Here is a 16,545-nt window from a genome sequence, read left to right as displayed (position 1 = left end):
AAGGAAAAAACCACTTCATTGGTGACAGAAAGAATAGTTTGGGCCGCACCCCACGTTTTTAAACATGAAAGGAGTTAGATAGCAAAACTTTGCATATCCAATTCTATTGAAAGCCAAAGAAATAAATTTTATCTTTATTCACTGACAAACAATAAATACTACTGTTAATTCAATTAAAAATTTTATGAAACGTTTTTTTTCTTACAGGCCATTAACAGTTGCCTTAACCTCCGTCATCCTGACTTTTGGATGGAATTCCTGTCAAACCACCAAAACCCCTGAACCACCGGATGCGAAAAAAATTCCCAAAACACTGACCATTCACGGGGAAACCCGCACCGATCCCTACTATTGGTTAAGGGAACGGGATGATACAGCCGTGATAAATTACCTGGAAGCCGAAAATGAGTACACCCGGGCCGTGATGGAAGATACCGAAGAACTGCAGGACAAACTGTATGAAGAGATCGTTGGACGCATCAAGCAGGACGACAGCACCGTGCCATACAAAGAAAACGGATACTTTTATTACGTACGGTATGAGTCAGGTGGTGAATATCCGGTCTATTGCCGTAAGAAGGAATCATTGGATGCCAAAGAAGAGATTCTTCTCAATGGCAATGAAATGGCCCGTGGATATGACTATTTTGATATCGGAAGCACCAGTGTCAGCCCTGACAATAAGCTGATAGCCTACAGTATCGACACGGTAAGCCGAAGGAACTATACCATCTATTTTAAAAATCTGAAAACCGGAGAGATACTGCCCCACACACTCAGCAACACCAGTGGCGGTTGTAGCTGGGCAGCAGACAATAAAACGGTTTTCTATCCGGTAAAAAATCCGGAAACACTACGCTCAGAAAGGATACTCAGACACAACATAGACCAACTGCAAAGTAAAGACCAGGAGGTGTTTTATGAGGGTGATGAAACCTACTCGTGCTATGTACACAAAAGTAAATCCAACGAGTACATCATTATTAGCTCACACAGCACCCTATCAACCGAATACCGTCTGCTTGACGCCACAACTCCCGAAGGAACTTTCGCGGTGGTCCATCCCCGGGAAAAGGAACTTGAATATCACCCATATCATTTCGGGGACAAATTTTTCATTCTGACCAATCTTGATGCGCCCAATTTCAGATTGATGGAAGTTCCCGTCTCCTCTCCGGGAAAGGAAAACTGGAAAGAAGTGATACCGCATAGGAAGGAAGTCTATCTGGAAAGCATCGAGATTTTCAACGATTATCTTGTGGTACAGGAGCGCCGGGAAGGTCTCACTCAGATACGGGTAATGCCCTGGGATGACAGTGATGAACACTACATTGATTTTGGGGAAGAAGCCTATGTTGCAGGCATATCCACCAATCCGGAGTTTGACAGCAAAAAACTCCGGTACGGATACAGCAGTATGACCACCCCCTACTCCGTTATCGATTATGATATGGAAACCCATGAACAAGAACTGAAGAAAGAGCAGGAGGTACTCGGCCCATTCAATAAGGAAGATTACGAAACCAGACGGGTGTTTGCAACGGCCAGGGACAGCACCAGTATTCCTGTCACCCTGGTTTACCGCAAAGGCATAGACCCCGAAGGCAATAATCCATTGCTGTTGTATGGATATGGATCATATGGCAATACCATTGAGCCCTATTTCAGTTCGGCACGCCTGAGTCTGCTTGACAGAGGATTTGTTTATGCCATTGCTCATATCCGTGGTGGACAAATTTACGGTCGTGAATGGTACGAAGAAGGGAAAATGATGAAGAAGAAAAATACTTTTACCGATTTCATCGATTGTGCACATTTCCTTATCAATAAAAAATATACCACCTCCGAAAAGTTATACGCTATGGGTGGTAGTGCGGGTGGCCTGCTTATGGGAGCTATCATCAATATGGAACCCGAATTGTTTAACGGCGTAGTGGCAGCCGTTCCTTTTGTAGATGTAGTGACCACCATGCTCGACGAAACAATTCCCCTGACCACAGGAGAATATGACGAATGGGGAAATCCAAATATTAAGGAGCATTACGACTACATACTGTCCTATTCTCCATACGATAATATTGAACCCCGGAATTATCCCAATCTGCTTGTCACTACCGGACTGCACGATTCGCAGGTACAATACTGGGAACCGGCAAAATGGGTAGCTAAACTGCGGGATGTTAACCTCAGTGAAAACCTCATCCTACTAGAAACAAATATGGAAGCTGGCCATTCAGGCGCGTCTGGAAGATTTCGCAGGTATCGGGAAACGGCCCTCGATTATGCCTTTCTGCTGAAACTGGAAGGCATTGAAGAATAACGGAAAGCAGAGTGGAAATTAGAGGCTGGAAGTTAGAGGTTAGGTTGCTTCATTTCACTCGCAACATCATGCGAAGGAAGTGAAGCACTCTCTTTTCTTTTGCCGGACACCATTGATTATTGATTAATCAGGAATAAACAATCCAAATTATATGCAAAAAGTTAAATATTTCTGGGAAAAACTGAATTCAAGTTTCTGGTTTGTCCCCATTCTAATGCTTTCATTTGCTATTGCCTCAGCTGTTGGTTTTATTTATTTTGACAGTCAGACTCATTACAATCCCGAGGGTATCTTACGATATCTTTTGCCTGCCAGTATTGATTCCGCACGCAGTATCCTCACCATAATAGCCGGTGCCATGATAGGTGTAGCCGGAACAGTTTTTTCCATTACGCTGGTGGTTCTGACGCTGGCCTCCTCTCAACTGGGTTCCCGCCTTGTCCGAAATTTCATGTACGATAAACTCAACCAGATTGTATTGGGCAGTTATGTTTCATCATTTGTTTACTGTCTTATTGTTCTTAGCTCATTGAAAGAAAATGAAAGTTTTCAATTTATTCCGGCTATCTCAGTAATTGCAGCCCTGGGTTCAGCCATTGCAGGAATAATTCTGTTGGTGATATTCATCCATCATGTTTCCTTTAGTATCCAAGCCGACAAAGTTATTTATGATATTTCAGAAGCTATGTCGAAAAGTTTAAGAAGGCTTTTCCCGGATAATATTGGTCATGGAGATGAAGAAAAACCAACGCCTGAAATCGATACGCTTAAAAAGAAATTTTCTTTCAAACAGGAAATCCAATCTTTAAAAAGTGGCTATCTACAATCTGTTGATGGCGAAGGGCTGATGAATATTGCAACTGAAAATAATTGTGTCTTAATTCTGCATCACCGACCCGGCGATTTCTTGGTTAAAGATATGATAATCTGCGAAGTGCTGGGCAACGAAGAATTCGGCGATGAAAACAAAAAAGAGGTATTCAATGATTTCATTATAGGAAAAGTTCGAACCCCTCTTCAGGATGCTGAATTTTCAATACATCAAATGGTCGAAGTAGCATGTAGAGCATTATCGCCGGGGATTAACGATCCTTACACTGCTATCGCATGTATCGATAATTTAACATCGGTAATGTGTTATCTTACGCAGGTAAAATTCCCTTCATCCTATCGATATGACTCTGAAGACAATCTGAGACTAATCGCAGATAACCACACATTCCCTGGCATGCTGAATGCTTCCTTTAGCCAAATAAGACAATATGCGGAAAAAAGTCCTTCTGTGATGATAAGATTGCTGGAAGCAATGATTACCATCAACTCATTTGCCCGAACCAACAATCAAAAACAACAAATCTTTCAACATGCGGAAATGGTTATGAAAGCAGCGGAAAGAACATTTCTGGAGAACAGAGACCTGGAAGATATGAAAGAAAGGTTTAAAATACTCATTCAAAATCAGCAGACAAGGTGATACAGACATGGCAAAGATTCTCACAAATAGTTGCGTGTATCCGAAAAAAAAACATGTTTAAAATCAACCATTAATGTGTCATCAGATTTATAATTAAACAAATTTTATACGGATGAAAAACAATAAACTGGTTGTAATAGGGGGCGATGCTGCCGGCATGAGTGCAGCCTCCAAAGTGAGACGAGAACAGCCCGACCGTGATATTGTTGTATTTGAACGTGGAAATCACACTTCTTATTCTGCGTGTGGCATGCCCTATTTTATTGGTGGAAAAGTGAAGTCATCTGAACACCTGATATCCCGCAGTCCGGAAGTTTTCAGAGGAAAATATAATATTGACGTTCGTATCCACCATGAAGTAACAAAGATTGATACGACCAATAAGCGTGTGAAGGTAACCGACCTTGATGGGGCAAAGGAATTTTGGGAATCGTGGGATGATTTGCTGATTGCAACGGGCGCATCTCCAATGGTTCCCGATATTAAAGGATTTGACGCCCACGGCATTTTTGCCCTATCGACGTTACAAAGCGGTATCGATGTTTTCAACTACATTGACAAAGAAAAGCCGACCCATGCAGTCATCATTGGCGGTGGCTATATTGGCATCGAAATGGCAGAAGTCCTGCAGGAGCGTTCCATGATGGTCACCCTCATAGATATGGCACCTCAGGTAATGACTACCCTTGACAAGGAGATGGCAGACCTCATTGAGGAAAAGATGAAAGAGGAAGGAATAAAAGTCTTTACCCAAGAAAAGCTTTCGGCCTTTGAAACGGATGCTGAAAGTAAAATAAAATCATTAATCACTGATAAACAAACCATTCCTGCCGATCTGGTAATTCTTGGAATGGGTGTGAAACCCAATTCTGAGCTGGCAGCTAATGCTGGCATTAAAACAGGAGCCGGAAATGCCATTCAAGTCAATAAGAACCTCGAAACTTCCATCACCCATATCTGGGCAGCAGGCGACTGTGCCGAATCCTTCCATCTGATCACCCACAAGCAGGTTCACATTGCCCTTGGAACCATTGCCAACAAACATGGATTGGTGGCCGGAATCAATATTAGCGGAGGTAACCAGGAATTTCCGGGGGTTGCAGGTACCGCCATCACAAAATTTAAAGATCTGGAGATTTCACGCACGGGACTATCTGAAAAAGAAGCCGGCGACCTGAACATTGACATTAAAACCGCCTCAATTGAAGCATCAACCATTGCAGGTTACTATCCCGGGACTGGAAAAGTCAGTGTAAAATTAGTGGCCGAAAAGCAAAGTGGCCGTCTGCTGGGCGGACAGATTGTTGGCTTTCGGGGGGCAGGCAAACGCATTGACACCATCGCCACAGCTATAACTGCCGGAATGACTGCACAACAGGTAATTGACCTGAATCTCTCTTATGCACCTCCGTTTTCTCAAGTATGGGATCCGGTGCAGGTAGCGGCGCGAAGAATAATCTGACGCCTGGCTGAAAAGGAAAAATCCTTCTTCACCCAAAAATCTTAATTAACTTAGTTCGCTTAAAATCTTATACTTATGAACCTGATCGAATTACTGCCTATAGATCGCCCCTTTAAGAACTTGATCCTGAAGGCGCCTCTTATTGTGTATGATAAATTGAAATTTTCCAATGCAAAGGAATTTTCCGTTCCGGTCATCAACCGGAAACTGTTAATTCAAGTGGACACAGAAGCAGACTTCACCATCAGGGTGATAAATAAAGAAGCGGATTTAAGAGATGAATGGGAAGCCTCCTATCTCAGCAGCGAGGAGTTATTCGAAATTCTCAAAAATCAATCCCTGGTTCATTACTCTCTACGCGGACAGATGAAAAGTTCCGGAACACTTACTTTAAGTGACATCATGGGATTTGAAATTGGTGCCAGCGGGTCGGTTGAACTGTCACAAATTACCACACACGCCAACTCAACTACAATCGGAAATGCCCTAAAAACAGACCTGACAGATTACAAAAACCTGCTGACCCAATCCGGAGATTCATCGTTCTGGGACACTTTGAAACCCAATGATGCCCTGATATATTCACTCATCGGGAACCTTGATTTTGAAGTTTCTATAAACATTCTAAAACTGATTTCGATGGCCTTCTCCCCGGTGTTTGCACTTACAAGCTCAGGTTCAAAAGTACCACTTAAAATTAATCCTTCGGCCGGCATAAGGTTTAAAGCGGTCAAAAATGACTCGTTTAAAATTCTTATTGCCAAAAAGAACGATACCAGTTTTACACTTTTACTCCAAAAGAACCAACAAAGAGAGAAAAACTTTGAAGTTTCCGGTACATTATCCGTTATGCTGATTGATGCGGATGTTATAAAAGTGAATGAACTTATTGACGACTATTTTGAAAAATATCTCGGGAAACCACTGACTGAAATAGAAACCATACTCCAAAAAGCAGAAGAAATAGAACAAGACCATTACCTGATCCGCCTGGCAGAAAACATCGCGTTTAACGGGACTGACCTGGCTCAACTCAAAGAACGATTTGAAGCCTGGAAATTGGAAATTGCTGCAGCAAGGGAAAAAGTTTTCAACATCATATCCAAAAGTATCACAGCCGGAATAGCATACGAATATCGAAAGATTCAATCAACTGGTACCCTGTTCGAAGCACGTCTCTCCAAAGAAGTATTGACCAGTGAATTGAAAAACGTTCTCACCTTAAGTATCAGCAACCTCATTTCGGCAGCCCGCAACCACCTTCCGGGTATCGAGGTTAAAAATTATCTTTTGGAGAAAAACCTCTCCATAGAAGAACAATTCTCTTTTGGTATATCACTGGGCAATATGGCCCTGAAATCAGCTTCAAAGCAAATCTATCAATACGACGAAAAAAACATTGGCCTAAAAGCCGACCGTCTGATCAAGCTGTCCTTCCTGGATGAAAAAGTGGTTACTGTTTTTGGGGAGGAAGTGACCATTGAAGCTTCTCTGGATGCTGAAACCCCCACACCCAAAAACCCCCTGACTTACAACGAGCTTGAATATAATTTTACGTTAACATCCAAAAAGAGCGACCGACGAATACGTCCATGGGACAAAAAAGACCTGCACCGGTTTCTGCAAACAGCCCTAGTCTGGAATATCTTTGGAGAAGAAGAACTTAGTGAGTTTTTCGCATCCACATGGAACAACCTCTTAAAGAACAGAGATGTGGAATATGAATGCAAACTCCATATTCCTCACGGTATTTTTCCACAAACCATCCACGCCCTTTCACACAATGCCTCTGTGGAAGCAATCAGTAATGTAATGGCAGCTTCGATTCTACCCAACAATTTCGATAAAAGAAGTCTGCTCATGTCAGCCCGGAGAGAATTTTACACACCCTTAATTATGAGCGCATTTCAGGGAAAAGATATCATGAATCATCTTGATCAACCACTATACACTGATAAATATAAGAGATGGAGACATTATGAGATTACTCAAATACAAAATCAAAACACCTCTGGAACCGATAGCTTTATGAGCATCGCAAACAACAGAACCTTCAAGCATTTTCAGGAACTGATTTCAGCCATCAATCTACTGAACGACCGTCTTCGGAACAAAAAGATTCTTGAACCAGATTTGGAGGAATCTGTCCTGAAATTCTTTTTTAAAGCGTTTCATTCCGTTGTAAAAGACTCTTCAGGCTTTGCCCAGCGATGGTTGGGGTATTTCATCCTGGAAAGCATAACAAAGGAAAGCCCTTTAATGTTAGGATCAGTAGTCAATACGTTGACTATTATCTATCCGGATGATAACAACAAAAAGGAAGCTCTTTTGATAGGGGGATAGATTTTTAAAAGTTAGCTGTATATAGTTGTTAGTGTTAGCGCCTGGCTATTAGCCGTTAGCGCTTAGTCTCCATCTATAAGAAAAAAGGCAAAAGTAGCTGGAAGCTGGAGATTGCTTCACGACGTTTGCAATGACAGGCCTCCCAGCCAACTACAATTTCATTAAAAACAGTTCATTGCGAGTGAAGCGAAGCAATCTCAAAAAGGATTAAATATTTTTTCGAATATTGTTATTACATTAATATCCGATAAGTGAAAAATTCAAATAAAAAACAAAAACATGATTAACAATCCAGCCCTGGATGTGGCCATTGGCCTGGCTTTTATTTATGCCATTTACAGTCTTATTGCCACTGTATCCACAGAAATTTTTTCCACTTTTTTAAAGTTGCGGGGAAAAAACCTCAAGATTGCTATTCTGCGGATGCTTGACAACAACTCTTTTCCTGAAAACCCGAAAGATAATCCGCTCAAAACCCCTGAAAACAAACTGGAAAACGACCTGAGCGAAAAATTCCTCAATCAACCGGAAATTCGTTTTCTGGGCCGAATCACCCGAAACGGAAAGGAGCGTTGCCCGTCATACATCAAGCCGACAACTTTTGCCCGGGCTTTGCTCAATACACTTGATTATACCTGGTCGGAAAACACCAACCTCTCCTCTCTGAAAGAAAAACTAAATCCAGAAAACCCGACCCACAAACTCATCATCAATATGCTTGATGAGGCCAATGAGGACATAGAAAAATTTAAAGAATTGTCTGCTCAGTGGTTCAACGACACAATGGATCGGGCCAGTGGATGGTACAAGCGAAAAACTCAGCTAATTACACTAATTGCTGCAATTCTGATTGTATTTCCACTTAACCTGAACACCATTGAAATTAGCAGGAAGCTGGGTTCGGATAAAAAAGCCAGAGTGGAAATGGTGGAAGCTGCCGGAAATTATATCCAAAGCTACAGTTTGGTAAACCACACAAACCAAAACAATCTTGCTAAACTTGACAGCCTGAACACCCAAATGCAGATCCTTTTGTCAGAAGCAGGAGAAACAGGTTCGATTCTGGAAATCGGACTGAATCTAAAAAGTCCATCCGACTGGTTTATCTATATTTTTGGTTGTCTGCTGACAGTCATAGCCCTCTCACTGGGCGCACCATTTTGGTTCGATCTGCTCAATCGGTTTGTAAAACTTAGAAATACAGGCCCTCAGGAAAAAACCGAAGTGAAAGACACCCGGCAAATCCGAAAGGTCTCGGTACAATTGTAGATGAAAGCCAGGCTGAATAAGCTGTGGATGCCGCGTCGGTCGTATCACAGCTATGTTGTACGTTTTCTTTATTTTATAGTCCTTATGAAATATGTTTCAAACCTTAACTCACTTTCGCTCGTCATTGCTGGTTTGCTTTTGCCTATTCCATGTTTATCAAATCTCAATGATGAAATCCCATTTTCAGCCAAACTTTCTGAAAGCACTTTATAAGCATTTGTCTGAAGCCCCAAAGGAGAATTACCATCTCTATCGGTTGGGCCCGAACCACCAATAATAAGAACTATTGGAGAGGGTTTGTCATTATTAGAAATTGTTAATGTTCCAGAAATCTCGCCTGTTGAAGTTTTCAATAGCATTTCTGATTCTGAAGAAACAGAATCAATACTGGTTTGTGAAAATAGTCCAAATACAAAGACATTCAATGCAATGTACAGATTAACGCTTTCATGTAGTTTTCCATTAGTTAAAATATTGGGTTGCAATAATAATTAAAACGACAACAATTATAAATATATAACTATATGGGCTTCCAAAATTTAAAGTCCAACCCATTGAATGGTATAACTTAGGAACAATAAGTCCCGGGTCTTTAGGATTGAAATAAAAAATACCTTTCCAATTATTAGGATTTCTTCTCATTGCCTCCAGAATCTCTTTATCAAGTTTTGTTTTCATCCGTTTAAAATTTTTTAATTACCTAAAGAAATAAAATTTTGAGAATTCCGACTGATCGGAAGAACCACTTCACTCTCGCATAATATATTTAAACATATTATTTTTTGATATTTATGCTTAAAATATCATGCTCGTCTCATTTCTTATAAATTTCATGTTTATCAATTTCCCTTTTCATCTTTTTAAAATTGGCATAACGGTATCCCTACCAACAAGACCAACCTACTACTAAATCCGCTCAAGCCCACAGTCCATACAACCATATATTAACCAACATAGTCGCGATAATGGATATAAAAAGACCGGCAATAAAAAGTCCAACTGCTTTTCCTCCTTTGAGGTTCGAAGAAATACGAAATGCATTGTACATCAGCGCAACCAGCCAAACGGTGAGAAGTAGCATCAGAAACATGACCACTATCGCTGTCACGATATCAAAAGTTGATATGGTTGCTGTAGTATCGTGTTCCATAAACAGCGCCATAAGGTAATCTCCAAACCGTTTCATGGAACCTGAAAATCCCAACACAGCGGCAATGATGTAAGGAAAACGGGCCAGAGCCATGGTGCCGAAAATATCCACCACCCTGACTGACGATGATGAACCAATCAAGGCAAAAACATAAAATATCAAAGATGGAATTAACCAGATTACAACCTGCTGCACAAAGTAATAGCTAAGCGGCAGGTACTCCGGAATGTATTTTATGGATATCATATCCGGGAAATGAGTAAAGCTGAAATAGCCTGTTAATCCGGTTATAAGCATTACTACAAAACCAAAAAATAAGGCTTTGGCTCCCGCAATTTCCTCAAAAGGGTTAAATAATTTACTTGGTTTCATAAATCTTCTGTTTTTAGTTGGGTTATTTTTTCAATTAAATCATCCAGCATATTCCGAACCGTAGGATAGCTCAGTTTTAACGATTTTGCCATCTGCTTAAGGCTTCCACTACTTTGAACAAACTCCATAATAAAATCCTGTTCTTTTTGTCCCAGTTTTAGAAATAGCGGTAGGCTAAAAGAACCGGATATCGTGGTCTCACACGATTCACAATAGAGACTCTTAACCATTAGACTTCCACCACATCCCGGACACATTATTGGTAATTTCTTTTCCATTGCTAAAATTTTTATTTCAAAAATAAAACAATACTTTAACTTTGTCAAGTTATCATTTAATTTTATTTATTTTAAAAATCACAATTGTCCGGAAAACTTTTTTTGAAAAAAGATTGCTTCCAGCTTCGTGCCTCGCGATCGCAATGACAACGTTCTACTGGTTTTAAACAGGTTTGAGGGGGGTGAAGCAATCTCAATATTTTAACCAGACACCAATGTTTTAAAATATTAAAAGACATTTACAATTCAACTTAATCCACCATAATTTCACCCTCGGTACTAAAAGTAACCGTTTTAGCACTATCTCAAGCTCAGAAGCGATTGCCTCGCCGCATTTCTGGGATTTAGTTGACGAACAACAAAAAAAGGCTGTCTCAAAATTTCTTTCGAGACAGCCTTTATTTCTATATTTCAAAAAGGGAGTTTCTTTATTTCTCCTCTTCAGTCAGTAAATGTTCTTCAAGGAACTTCTCCATGGCACCGTAAAAATCAAAACGATTCTCTTCGTTCCGGAAACCATGTCCCTCATTATCTTTTACCATATATTGCACCTCTATGCCACGTTCTTTAAGAGCTTCTACCATTTGGTCCGACTCATCTTTATTCACCCGTGGGTCGTTAGCTCCCTGAGCAATAAAGAGCGGGGCCTGAATTTTATCAGCATGAAAAACAGGAGAAGTTTGTCGCAACTGCAGGCTGTCCTTCTCAGGATGTCCTACCATTTCATACATCATATCCAACAGCGGTTCCCAGTATGGAGGAATGGTATTCAGGAATGTAAAGAGGTTCGAAACCCCAACATAATCGACCCCCGCAGCATACAGTTCCGGAGTAAAGGTCATACCGGCAAGTGTAGCATATCCACCGTAGCTACCACCATAAATGGCAACACGTTCCGGATCGGCAACTCCTTGTTCAATTAACCAATTTACACCATCTGTAATATCATTCTGCATTGACAACCCCCACTGCTTGAAAGATGCTTCCCAGAATTCTTTACCGTATCCCACGGAGCCACGGAAATTCATCTGCAAAACAGCATAACCGCGATTTGCCAAAAATTGAATTTCAGGGTTAAATCCCCAATTGTCGCGCGCCCACGGTCCTCCGTGAGGATTCACTACCACCGGCAGGTTTTTGGCATTCTCCATGGTATAACCTTTGGGCAATGTGAGGTAACCGTGGATAGTTAAGCTGTCACGTGACTGATATTTAATGGGCAACGTCTTGGCCATAATATCTTCATCCAGCCATGGACTTACATCAGCAATTTTCGTTAACTCATCGGTATTCGCATCGTAAAGATAATAAGCACCCATTGAGCGATCGCTGTAGGTACGTACTATGACCTTTTTTTCTTCCCTGTCGGTATCAACAACTCCCAATTCATAATCACCCAATTCCTGCTCCAGACGATCAAAAAGTTTTTTGGTCTCATCATCAAAGAAATGACGTTCCCGTTTCCAGGAAGTATAGGAAGCAGTAGTAAGAACTTTTCTCTTTCGTGAATAGCTAAGTCCCGAGACATCGTACTCATCATTTTCATAAAGCACCTCTTCTATTTCGCCGGTTTTGGGATTAAAAATAACCGGAACTTCTTTATCCCGCTCCAGGTTGGATACAGCATAAAGTTTCTCGTTATCGAAAGTAAAGAAATTAGGATTCAGCGTATTTTTAAAGTTGGTTTTTAGAACAACTTCAAAAGTATCCTCTTCGGTATCGCGAAACAGCAATGTAGAGTTTACACCATCTTCGATTCCAATAGCAACTCTCAATTTGCCTTCGTGGTCGGTCATCCATCCCTGAATATTGCCGGGGTTCTCGGCCAGCATGGTCAGTTCTCCGGTCACAATATTCAGACGATAAGGGTCAAAAACGCGGGCGTCGCGCTGATTTAAACCAACAATCACCTCATCTTCAATGTCACGCAGCTCATCAATTAACTGAGTTCTGACTCCCTCAAACTCTGTCAGGGCTTTCATATCAGCACCGTCACGGTTCACAGCGTGCAGGGAATAATTCTCATCCCCTCCGGTATCTTTCAGGAAAAGAATACGATTATCGTTGGCCCACATATAACCGGCAACATCACGGGCGGTTTCGGAGGTTACACGTACTGCAGAATCTCCATTCAGTTCCTGAACAAAAACATTCATGCGATCCTTGTAAGGAGCCATATAAGAAAGATACGTCCCGTCAGGAGATATCTGATAGGCAGTTTTTTCAGGATTTTTGAAAAAATCTTCCATTGGCAATTTCGGGGCTTTTTCGATGGAGCCACCACAACCAGTCATTGTTAATCCTGCCATAAAAGCAACAAAAATTAAAGATTTAAAATTCTTCATACTAGTAAAGGTTAAATGGGTAAAAAAATCAGGTATTAAAAAACTATTTAAATATCAACACATCCCATGCTCAAAAAATCCTTATAAAATTAACAAAATCATTTTGAAAATTACTACCTTGAGGTTTCAAAAAACAATCAGTACAATAATTCATTATTGTGCTGAGAAACTTTTTCTTGAAAAAATTTGCTTCGCTTTGGTGGCAATGACGCTGTTTTTCAGTTTTTATGTCATGTCCCGTCACTGAGGTTGGCCACCATTAATTCACTGGCATTCAATGCATTAACAACAAGCCAGGGCCGTCCCCACAGGTGGCAAACATGAATAACTTCGGGATTTTAACCCGGGCAAATGGATCGATTCGCGAATGAGAGCCAACTTTTAAAGTTTTGATTTTTTTGCCTATTGCAAAAATCTGTTCATTGCGAACATAGTGAAGCAATCTCAATCTTTTACCCAGACACCAATACACTAATTAAAAAAACGAATTATGTTTACATCAGGAGAAAAACCCGGAAAAGGAACGTACAAATGCAAAAAGTGCGGTAAAGAAATTACACTTGAAAACGATTCTCAGGAATTGCCCAGCTGTCCTGTATGCGGACACAACAAGTGGGACAAAATTAATTAACAACATCTGACTTCCGTCCGGGCTGGTTTCAATCTGCCTGGCCGGAAGATTCTGATTTAAAATCCGGCAGTTTTAACATATTGATATCTACTACCAGGAAAGCCTATTTCTTTATTCCAACGAAATGCTGGTGCAAGAATGGATAATCGTATGGATACCCCCCCACGGATGACATTGAGAGCAATCTTCCCTTCCGCTAACGTAAAGGCAGTAAAAAATGAAAAACAGAACCTTTTGCAGGTTCCGAATCCACATGCATCATTCCCCCCATCATCTCTACCAACTTTTGTGATATGGGCAATCCTAAACCGGTTCCTTTAGGATTATTGTTATATCCCCGGGAAACCTGCACAAACCTATAAAATATTCTTTCCAAATTATTTGCAGAAATCCCAATTCCATTATCTTCAACGTAGAAATGCATCCATTCTTTCTCTCTGTAAACTCCAAATTTTACATGGCCATTCTGTGTAAACTTTAAACCATTATTAATGAGATTAATAAGCACCTGCCGTATCTTGGTTTCATCACACTCAAAAGAATGACAGATCTGTTCATCACAAACAGAAAAAGATAATTTATTATTCCTTTCATTGGCCACAGGAACAAAAAATAGGCGAATTTCTTCAAAAATGGAGAGAAGGTCAACCCGGGAAAATTGAACAGGCATTTGTCCGGTCTCAATCTTTGAAATAGCCAAAACATCGTTGATAATACAGAGTAATTGTTGACCACTTTGAATGATTATGTCAAGATAAGCTTCCCTGGTCGCACTGTTCAACTCAGTGGATTTGAGAAGCTCGGCAAACCCCAAAACACCATTCATGGGAGTTCGGATTTCATGACTCATGTTGGCCAGAAAAGCAGATTTCAAACGGTCACTCTCCTCTGCTTTGTTCTTCGCTTCCTTAAGTTGTCGGTTAACTGACCTCAGATTCTCTTCTGCTTTAATGCGCTCTCTAAGGTCACGAACTACGGCAAGATAATTATCCTTGCTGGTTCGTTTAGAATTCATCTCAATGGGAATGGGAACACCAGACTTGTCAATAATCTCCCTCTGAATAATCACCGACTCTCCAAGGTCCAACAGGTCAAAACGCAATGGTCTCTCTTTCAACTCTTCAGGATCAAAGAGCTTACTAATGTGACTGAAAAGAAGGTCGTCAGCTTTGTATCCGGTCATTTTCAGGAAACTTCCGTTCACATCGATTATTTTACCCTCCCCATCACCAATTAATAAACCGTCGGCAGCATTTTCCACAACCGAACGATATTTGTTTTCACTCTCGATTAATTTTTGCTCTGCATTTCGGCGGAAAGTGATATCAGTAACCGTTGAAACTCTATAATCCCGACCCTCATAATCAAAATTACGTCCTCTGACTTCAGCATGGAAAACCGACCCGTCTTTGCGTAAACCTATAGCCTCATAAACTCCTGAATCCCCACTAACAATTTTTTCTCTAACCAGGTCACGATGTTCAGAAATAAAAACCGAAGCGGCACTTCTTCCTATAATTTCCTCGTAGGTGTAACCAAACATATCACAACCACTAAGGTTGGCTTCCACACAATATCCGTCTTCCAGAATAAAAATTCCTTCGTGTGCAGCTTCGGCCAAAATTCTGAAACGATGGTCCATAGACCAAAAGGAGGATTGCTCGGAACCAGCTACCAAATATCCAAGTTTTTTCTCAAGATATTTAACACGTAGCTCAAGTTCCCGATTGGAAAGTTGCTTTGTCATCATCACTGAAAAAGAAGTTGTCTGAAAAAACCAAGGCCCTGAACTTCCGGAAACTGGTCAAAATAGAAGAGCATTGCCATTGGTAATATACATATTTTTTGTGATGATCAACAAACTTCATTCAATTTCCTTTCCAATATCAGAAACTCAACACTTTCCAATCATCCTTCAAATAAGAAGTCAAAGGTTCTCCCATTGGAATGACTTCAAGTCCGATATTCTCAAGATCTGCAGCAACACCGTATTCTCCGGCACAAACGCTGCAAGCCTTTACCTTCACACCGGCTTTCATCAAACCACTTACTTTTTCCTGAAGTTCAGAATCTTCTGCCAACAGCTTTGTTGAAGGCCCCCAAACAATAAGCACAACATCTTCGAACCAACCTTTCATTTTCGCTCCCTGCGTGTACATAAGAACGACTTTTTCTGCAACGTCTTTATCTCTGCTTGACCAAATTACGGCCAACTTTTCTGATTTACTCATAACTAAAGATTTTAAAGGTTAATACTCTTCAACCGGTGGAACTCATAATCAGCCCGGCAATCCAATTTAAATATGAAATGTATTACAATCAAAACATTGAAATATCTCCATTTGTTCATGCATTTTTTGAATCCTGTTTTGTTCGTGTTAAACACCCGAATCTGGACCTGAGCACATGAAATATACGAAACCTTCAGCGTAGATGTAACCTATTTGTAAACTTTCTATATACAGAAACCCTTCAGTCCCCGGAGAATGCTTTCGTTAAAGAAAAATACTTCATTCTCAAACACATTCAAAAATATTGAAAAAAGTTGTTCGGAAAAAGGAATCCCGTTCCTTATGGGCATTGCAGGTCTTTAGCAATCATCACACAAAAGGAATTCCGGCTCCAAAGGTGATCGTACATAAAAAGGCGGTGTCCCTACTAAAAATTTTTATTAACCTGATTAAATATTACCCTCCGCATTTAATTTCAGATAAACAAAACGAGTTGATAAGTGTTTAGAAAGTAGCCATCTGACAAAAATCCGATAATTACTTACCACTCTCAAAAACCTAATCGTCATGCTCGAAAAGAAACACATTACCCTTACCGGAATCTTCTCAGCATTTGCTGTTTTGACGTGGATAGGTCTTTCCTCCACAACATCTACCGGTTGTGCCACCC

13 protein-coding genes are annotated in these 16,545 nt (G+C 40.7%); 6 read left to right on the top strand and 7 right to left on the bottom strand.

Annotated elements, in window-relative coordinates:
- Nucleotides 1–184 precede the first annotated feature (184 nt).
- From QZZ43_RS01030 to QZZ43_RS01010, 5 genes are all read left to right on the top strand, one after another.
- Nucleotides 185–2,320, top strand: coding sequence for a S9 family peptidase (locus QZZ43_RS01030; RefSeq protein WP_291855182.1), 2,136 nt, complete (start codon nt 185–187; stop codon nt 2,318–2,320).
- Between the two features lie 151 nt (nt 2,321–2,471).
- Nucleotides 2,472–3,794 (top strand): DUF2254 domain-containing protein, encoded by a 1,323-nt coding sequence (locus QZZ43_RS01025; protein ID WP_291855179.1) that lies wholly within the window; start codon nt 2,472–2,474, stop codon nt 3,792–3,794.
- Nucleotides 3,795–3,906: 112 nt separating this feature from the next.
- Nucleotides 3,907–5,256: an FAD-dependent oxidoreductase gene (locus QZZ43_RS01020; RefSeq protein ID WP_291855177.1), complete on the top strand. Its 1,350-nt coding sequence runs from the start codon at nt 3,907–3,909 to the stop codon at nt 5,254–5,256.
- Between the two features lie 75 nt (nt 5,257–5,331).
- Complete coding sequence (locus QZZ43_RS01015) at nt 5,332–7,599, top strand: hypothetical protein (RefSeq protein ID WP_291855174.1); 2,268 nt, start codon at nt 5,332–5,334, stop codon at nt 7,597–7,599.
- Nucleotides 7,600–7,878: 279 nt separating this feature from the next.
- Nucleotides 7,879–8,868: a hypothetical protein gene (locus tag QZZ43_RS01010; protein WP_291855171.1), complete on the top strand. Its 990-nt coding sequence runs from the start codon at nt 7,879–7,881 to the stop codon at nt 8,866–8,868.
- 68 nt (nt 8,869–8,936) lie between these two features.
- On the opposite strand, the gene QZZ43_RS01005 is transcribed toward QZZ43_RS01010, so the two are convergent.
- From QZZ43_RS01005 to QZZ43_RS00985, 5 genes are all read right to left on the bottom strand, one after another.
- On the bottom strand, nt 8,937–9,293 hold the full coding sequence (locus QZZ43_RS01005) for a hypothetical protein (protein WP_291855168.1): 357 nt from the start codon (nt 9,291–9,293) through the stop codon (nt 8,937–8,939).
- A 37-nt stretch (nt 9,294–9,330) separates the two neighbouring features.
- Nucleotides 9,331–9,546: a DUF5808 domain-containing protein gene (locus QZZ43_RS01000; RefSeq protein WP_291855165.1), complete on the bottom strand. Its 216-nt coding sequence runs from the start codon at nt 9,544–9,546 to the stop codon at nt 9,331–9,333.
- Between the two features lie 238 nt (nt 9,547–9,784).
- Entirely contained in the window at nt 9,785–10,390 is a 606-nt protein-coding gene (locus QZZ43_RS00995) for a hypothetical protein (RefSeq protein WP_291855162.1), read from the bottom strand.
- Entirely contained in the window at nt 10,387–10,668 is a 282-nt protein-coding gene (locus tag QZZ43_RS00990) for a DUF2089 family protein (protein ID WP_291855160.1), read from the bottom strand. The genes QZZ43_RS00995 and QZZ43_RS00990 overlap by 4 nt, the downstream gene beginning before the upstream one ends.
- Nucleotides 10,669–11,096: 428 nt before the next feature.
- Nucleotides 11,097–13,013, bottom strand: a complete 1,917-nt coding sequence (locus QZZ43_RS00985) for a prolyl oligopeptidase family serine peptidase (RefSeq protein ID WP_291855157.1) — start codon at nt 13,011–13,013, stop codon at nt 11,097–11,099.
- A 490-nt stretch (nt 13,014–13,503) separates the two neighbouring features.
- On the opposite strand from QZZ43_RS00985, the gene QZZ43_RS00980 reads away from it, so the two are divergent.
- A complete protein-coding gene (locus QZZ43_RS00980) occupies nt 13,504–13,644 on the top strand; it encodes a hypothetical protein (RefSeq protein ID WP_291855154.1) in 141 nt (46 codons plus the stop codon).
- Nucleotides 13,645–13,840: 196 nt separating this feature from the next.
- Here the strand turns inward: QZZ43_RS00980 and QZZ43_RS00975 are convergent, their stop codons facing one another.
- Nucleotides 13,841–15,394 (bottom strand): PAS domain S-box protein, encoded by a 1,554-nt coding sequence (locus QZZ43_RS00975; protein WP_291855151.1) that lies wholly within the window; start codon nt 15,392–15,394, stop codon nt 13,841–13,843.
- Between the two features lie 136 nt (nt 15,395–15,530).
- Nucleotides 15,531–15,875, bottom strand: a complete 345-nt coding sequence (locus QZZ43_RS00970) for a DsrE family protein (protein WP_291855148.1) — start codon at nt 15,873–15,875, stop codon at nt 15,531–15,533.
- Between the last annotated feature and the right edge of the window lie 670 nt (nt 15,876–16,545).

The sequence above is a fragment of the Marinilabilia sp. genome (assembly GCF_016278715.1).
GTDB lineage: Bacteria > Bacteroidota > Bacteroidia > Bacteroidales > Marinilabiliaceae > Marinilabilia.
The sequence above is the reverse complement of the archived record's forward strand: the minus strand, read 5'-3'. Positions and strand labels throughout refer to the sequence as shown.

What these genes read in the sequence shown, in the direction of transcription:
- QZZ43_RS01000 (WP_291855165.1), bottom strand. Translation starts at nt 9,546, where the DNA reads ATGAAAACAAAACTTGATAAAGAGATTCTGGAGGCAATGAGAAGAAAT.
- QZZ43_RS00970 (WP_291855148.1), bottom strand. Translation starts at nt 15,875, where the DNA reads ATGAGTAAATCAGAAAAGTTGGCCGTAATTTGGTCAAGCAGAGATAAA.
- QZZ43_RS01025 (WP_291855179.1), top strand. Translation starts at nt 2,472, where the DNA reads ATGCAAAAAGTTAAATATTTCTGGGAAAAACTGAATTCAAGTTTCTGG.
- QZZ43_RS01015 (WP_291855174.1), top strand. Translation starts at nt 5,332, where the DNA reads ATGAACCTGATCGAATTACTGCCTATAGATCGCCCCTTTAAGAACTTG.
- QZZ43_RS00995 (WP_291855162.1), bottom strand. Translation starts at nt 10,390, where the DNA reads ATGAAACCAAGTAAATTATTTAACCCTTTTGAGGAAATTGCGGGAGCC.
- QZZ43_RS00975 (WP_291855151.1), bottom strand. Translation starts at nt 15,394, where the DNA reads ATGATGACAAAGCAACTTTCCAATCGGGAACTTGAGCTACGTGTTAAA.
- QZZ43_RS01010 (WP_291855171.1), top strand. Translation starts at nt 7,879, where the DNA reads ATGATTAACAATCCAGCCCTGGATGTGGCCATTGGCCTGGCTTTTATT.
- QZZ43_RS01020 (WP_291855177.1), top strand. Translation starts at nt 3,907, where the DNA reads ATGAAAAACAATAAACTGGTTGTAATAGGGGGCGATGCTGCCGGCATG.
- QZZ43_RS00990 (WP_291855160.1), bottom strand. Translation starts at nt 10,668, where the DNA reads ATGGAAAAGAAATTACCAATAATGTGTCCGGGATGTGGTGGAAGTCTA.
- QZZ43_RS00985 (WP_291855157.1), bottom strand. Translation starts at nt 13,013, where the DNA reads ATGAAGAATTTTAAATCTTTAATTTTTGTTGCTTTTATGGCAGGATTA.
- QZZ43_RS00980 (WP_291855154.1), top strand. Translation starts at nt 13,504, where the DNA reads ATGTTTACATCAGGAGAAAAACCCGGAAAAGGAACGTACAAATGCAAA.
- QZZ43_RS01030 (WP_291855182.1), top strand. Translation starts at nt 185, where the DNA reads ATGAAACGTTTTTTTTCTTACAGGCCATTAACAGTTGCCTTAACCTCC.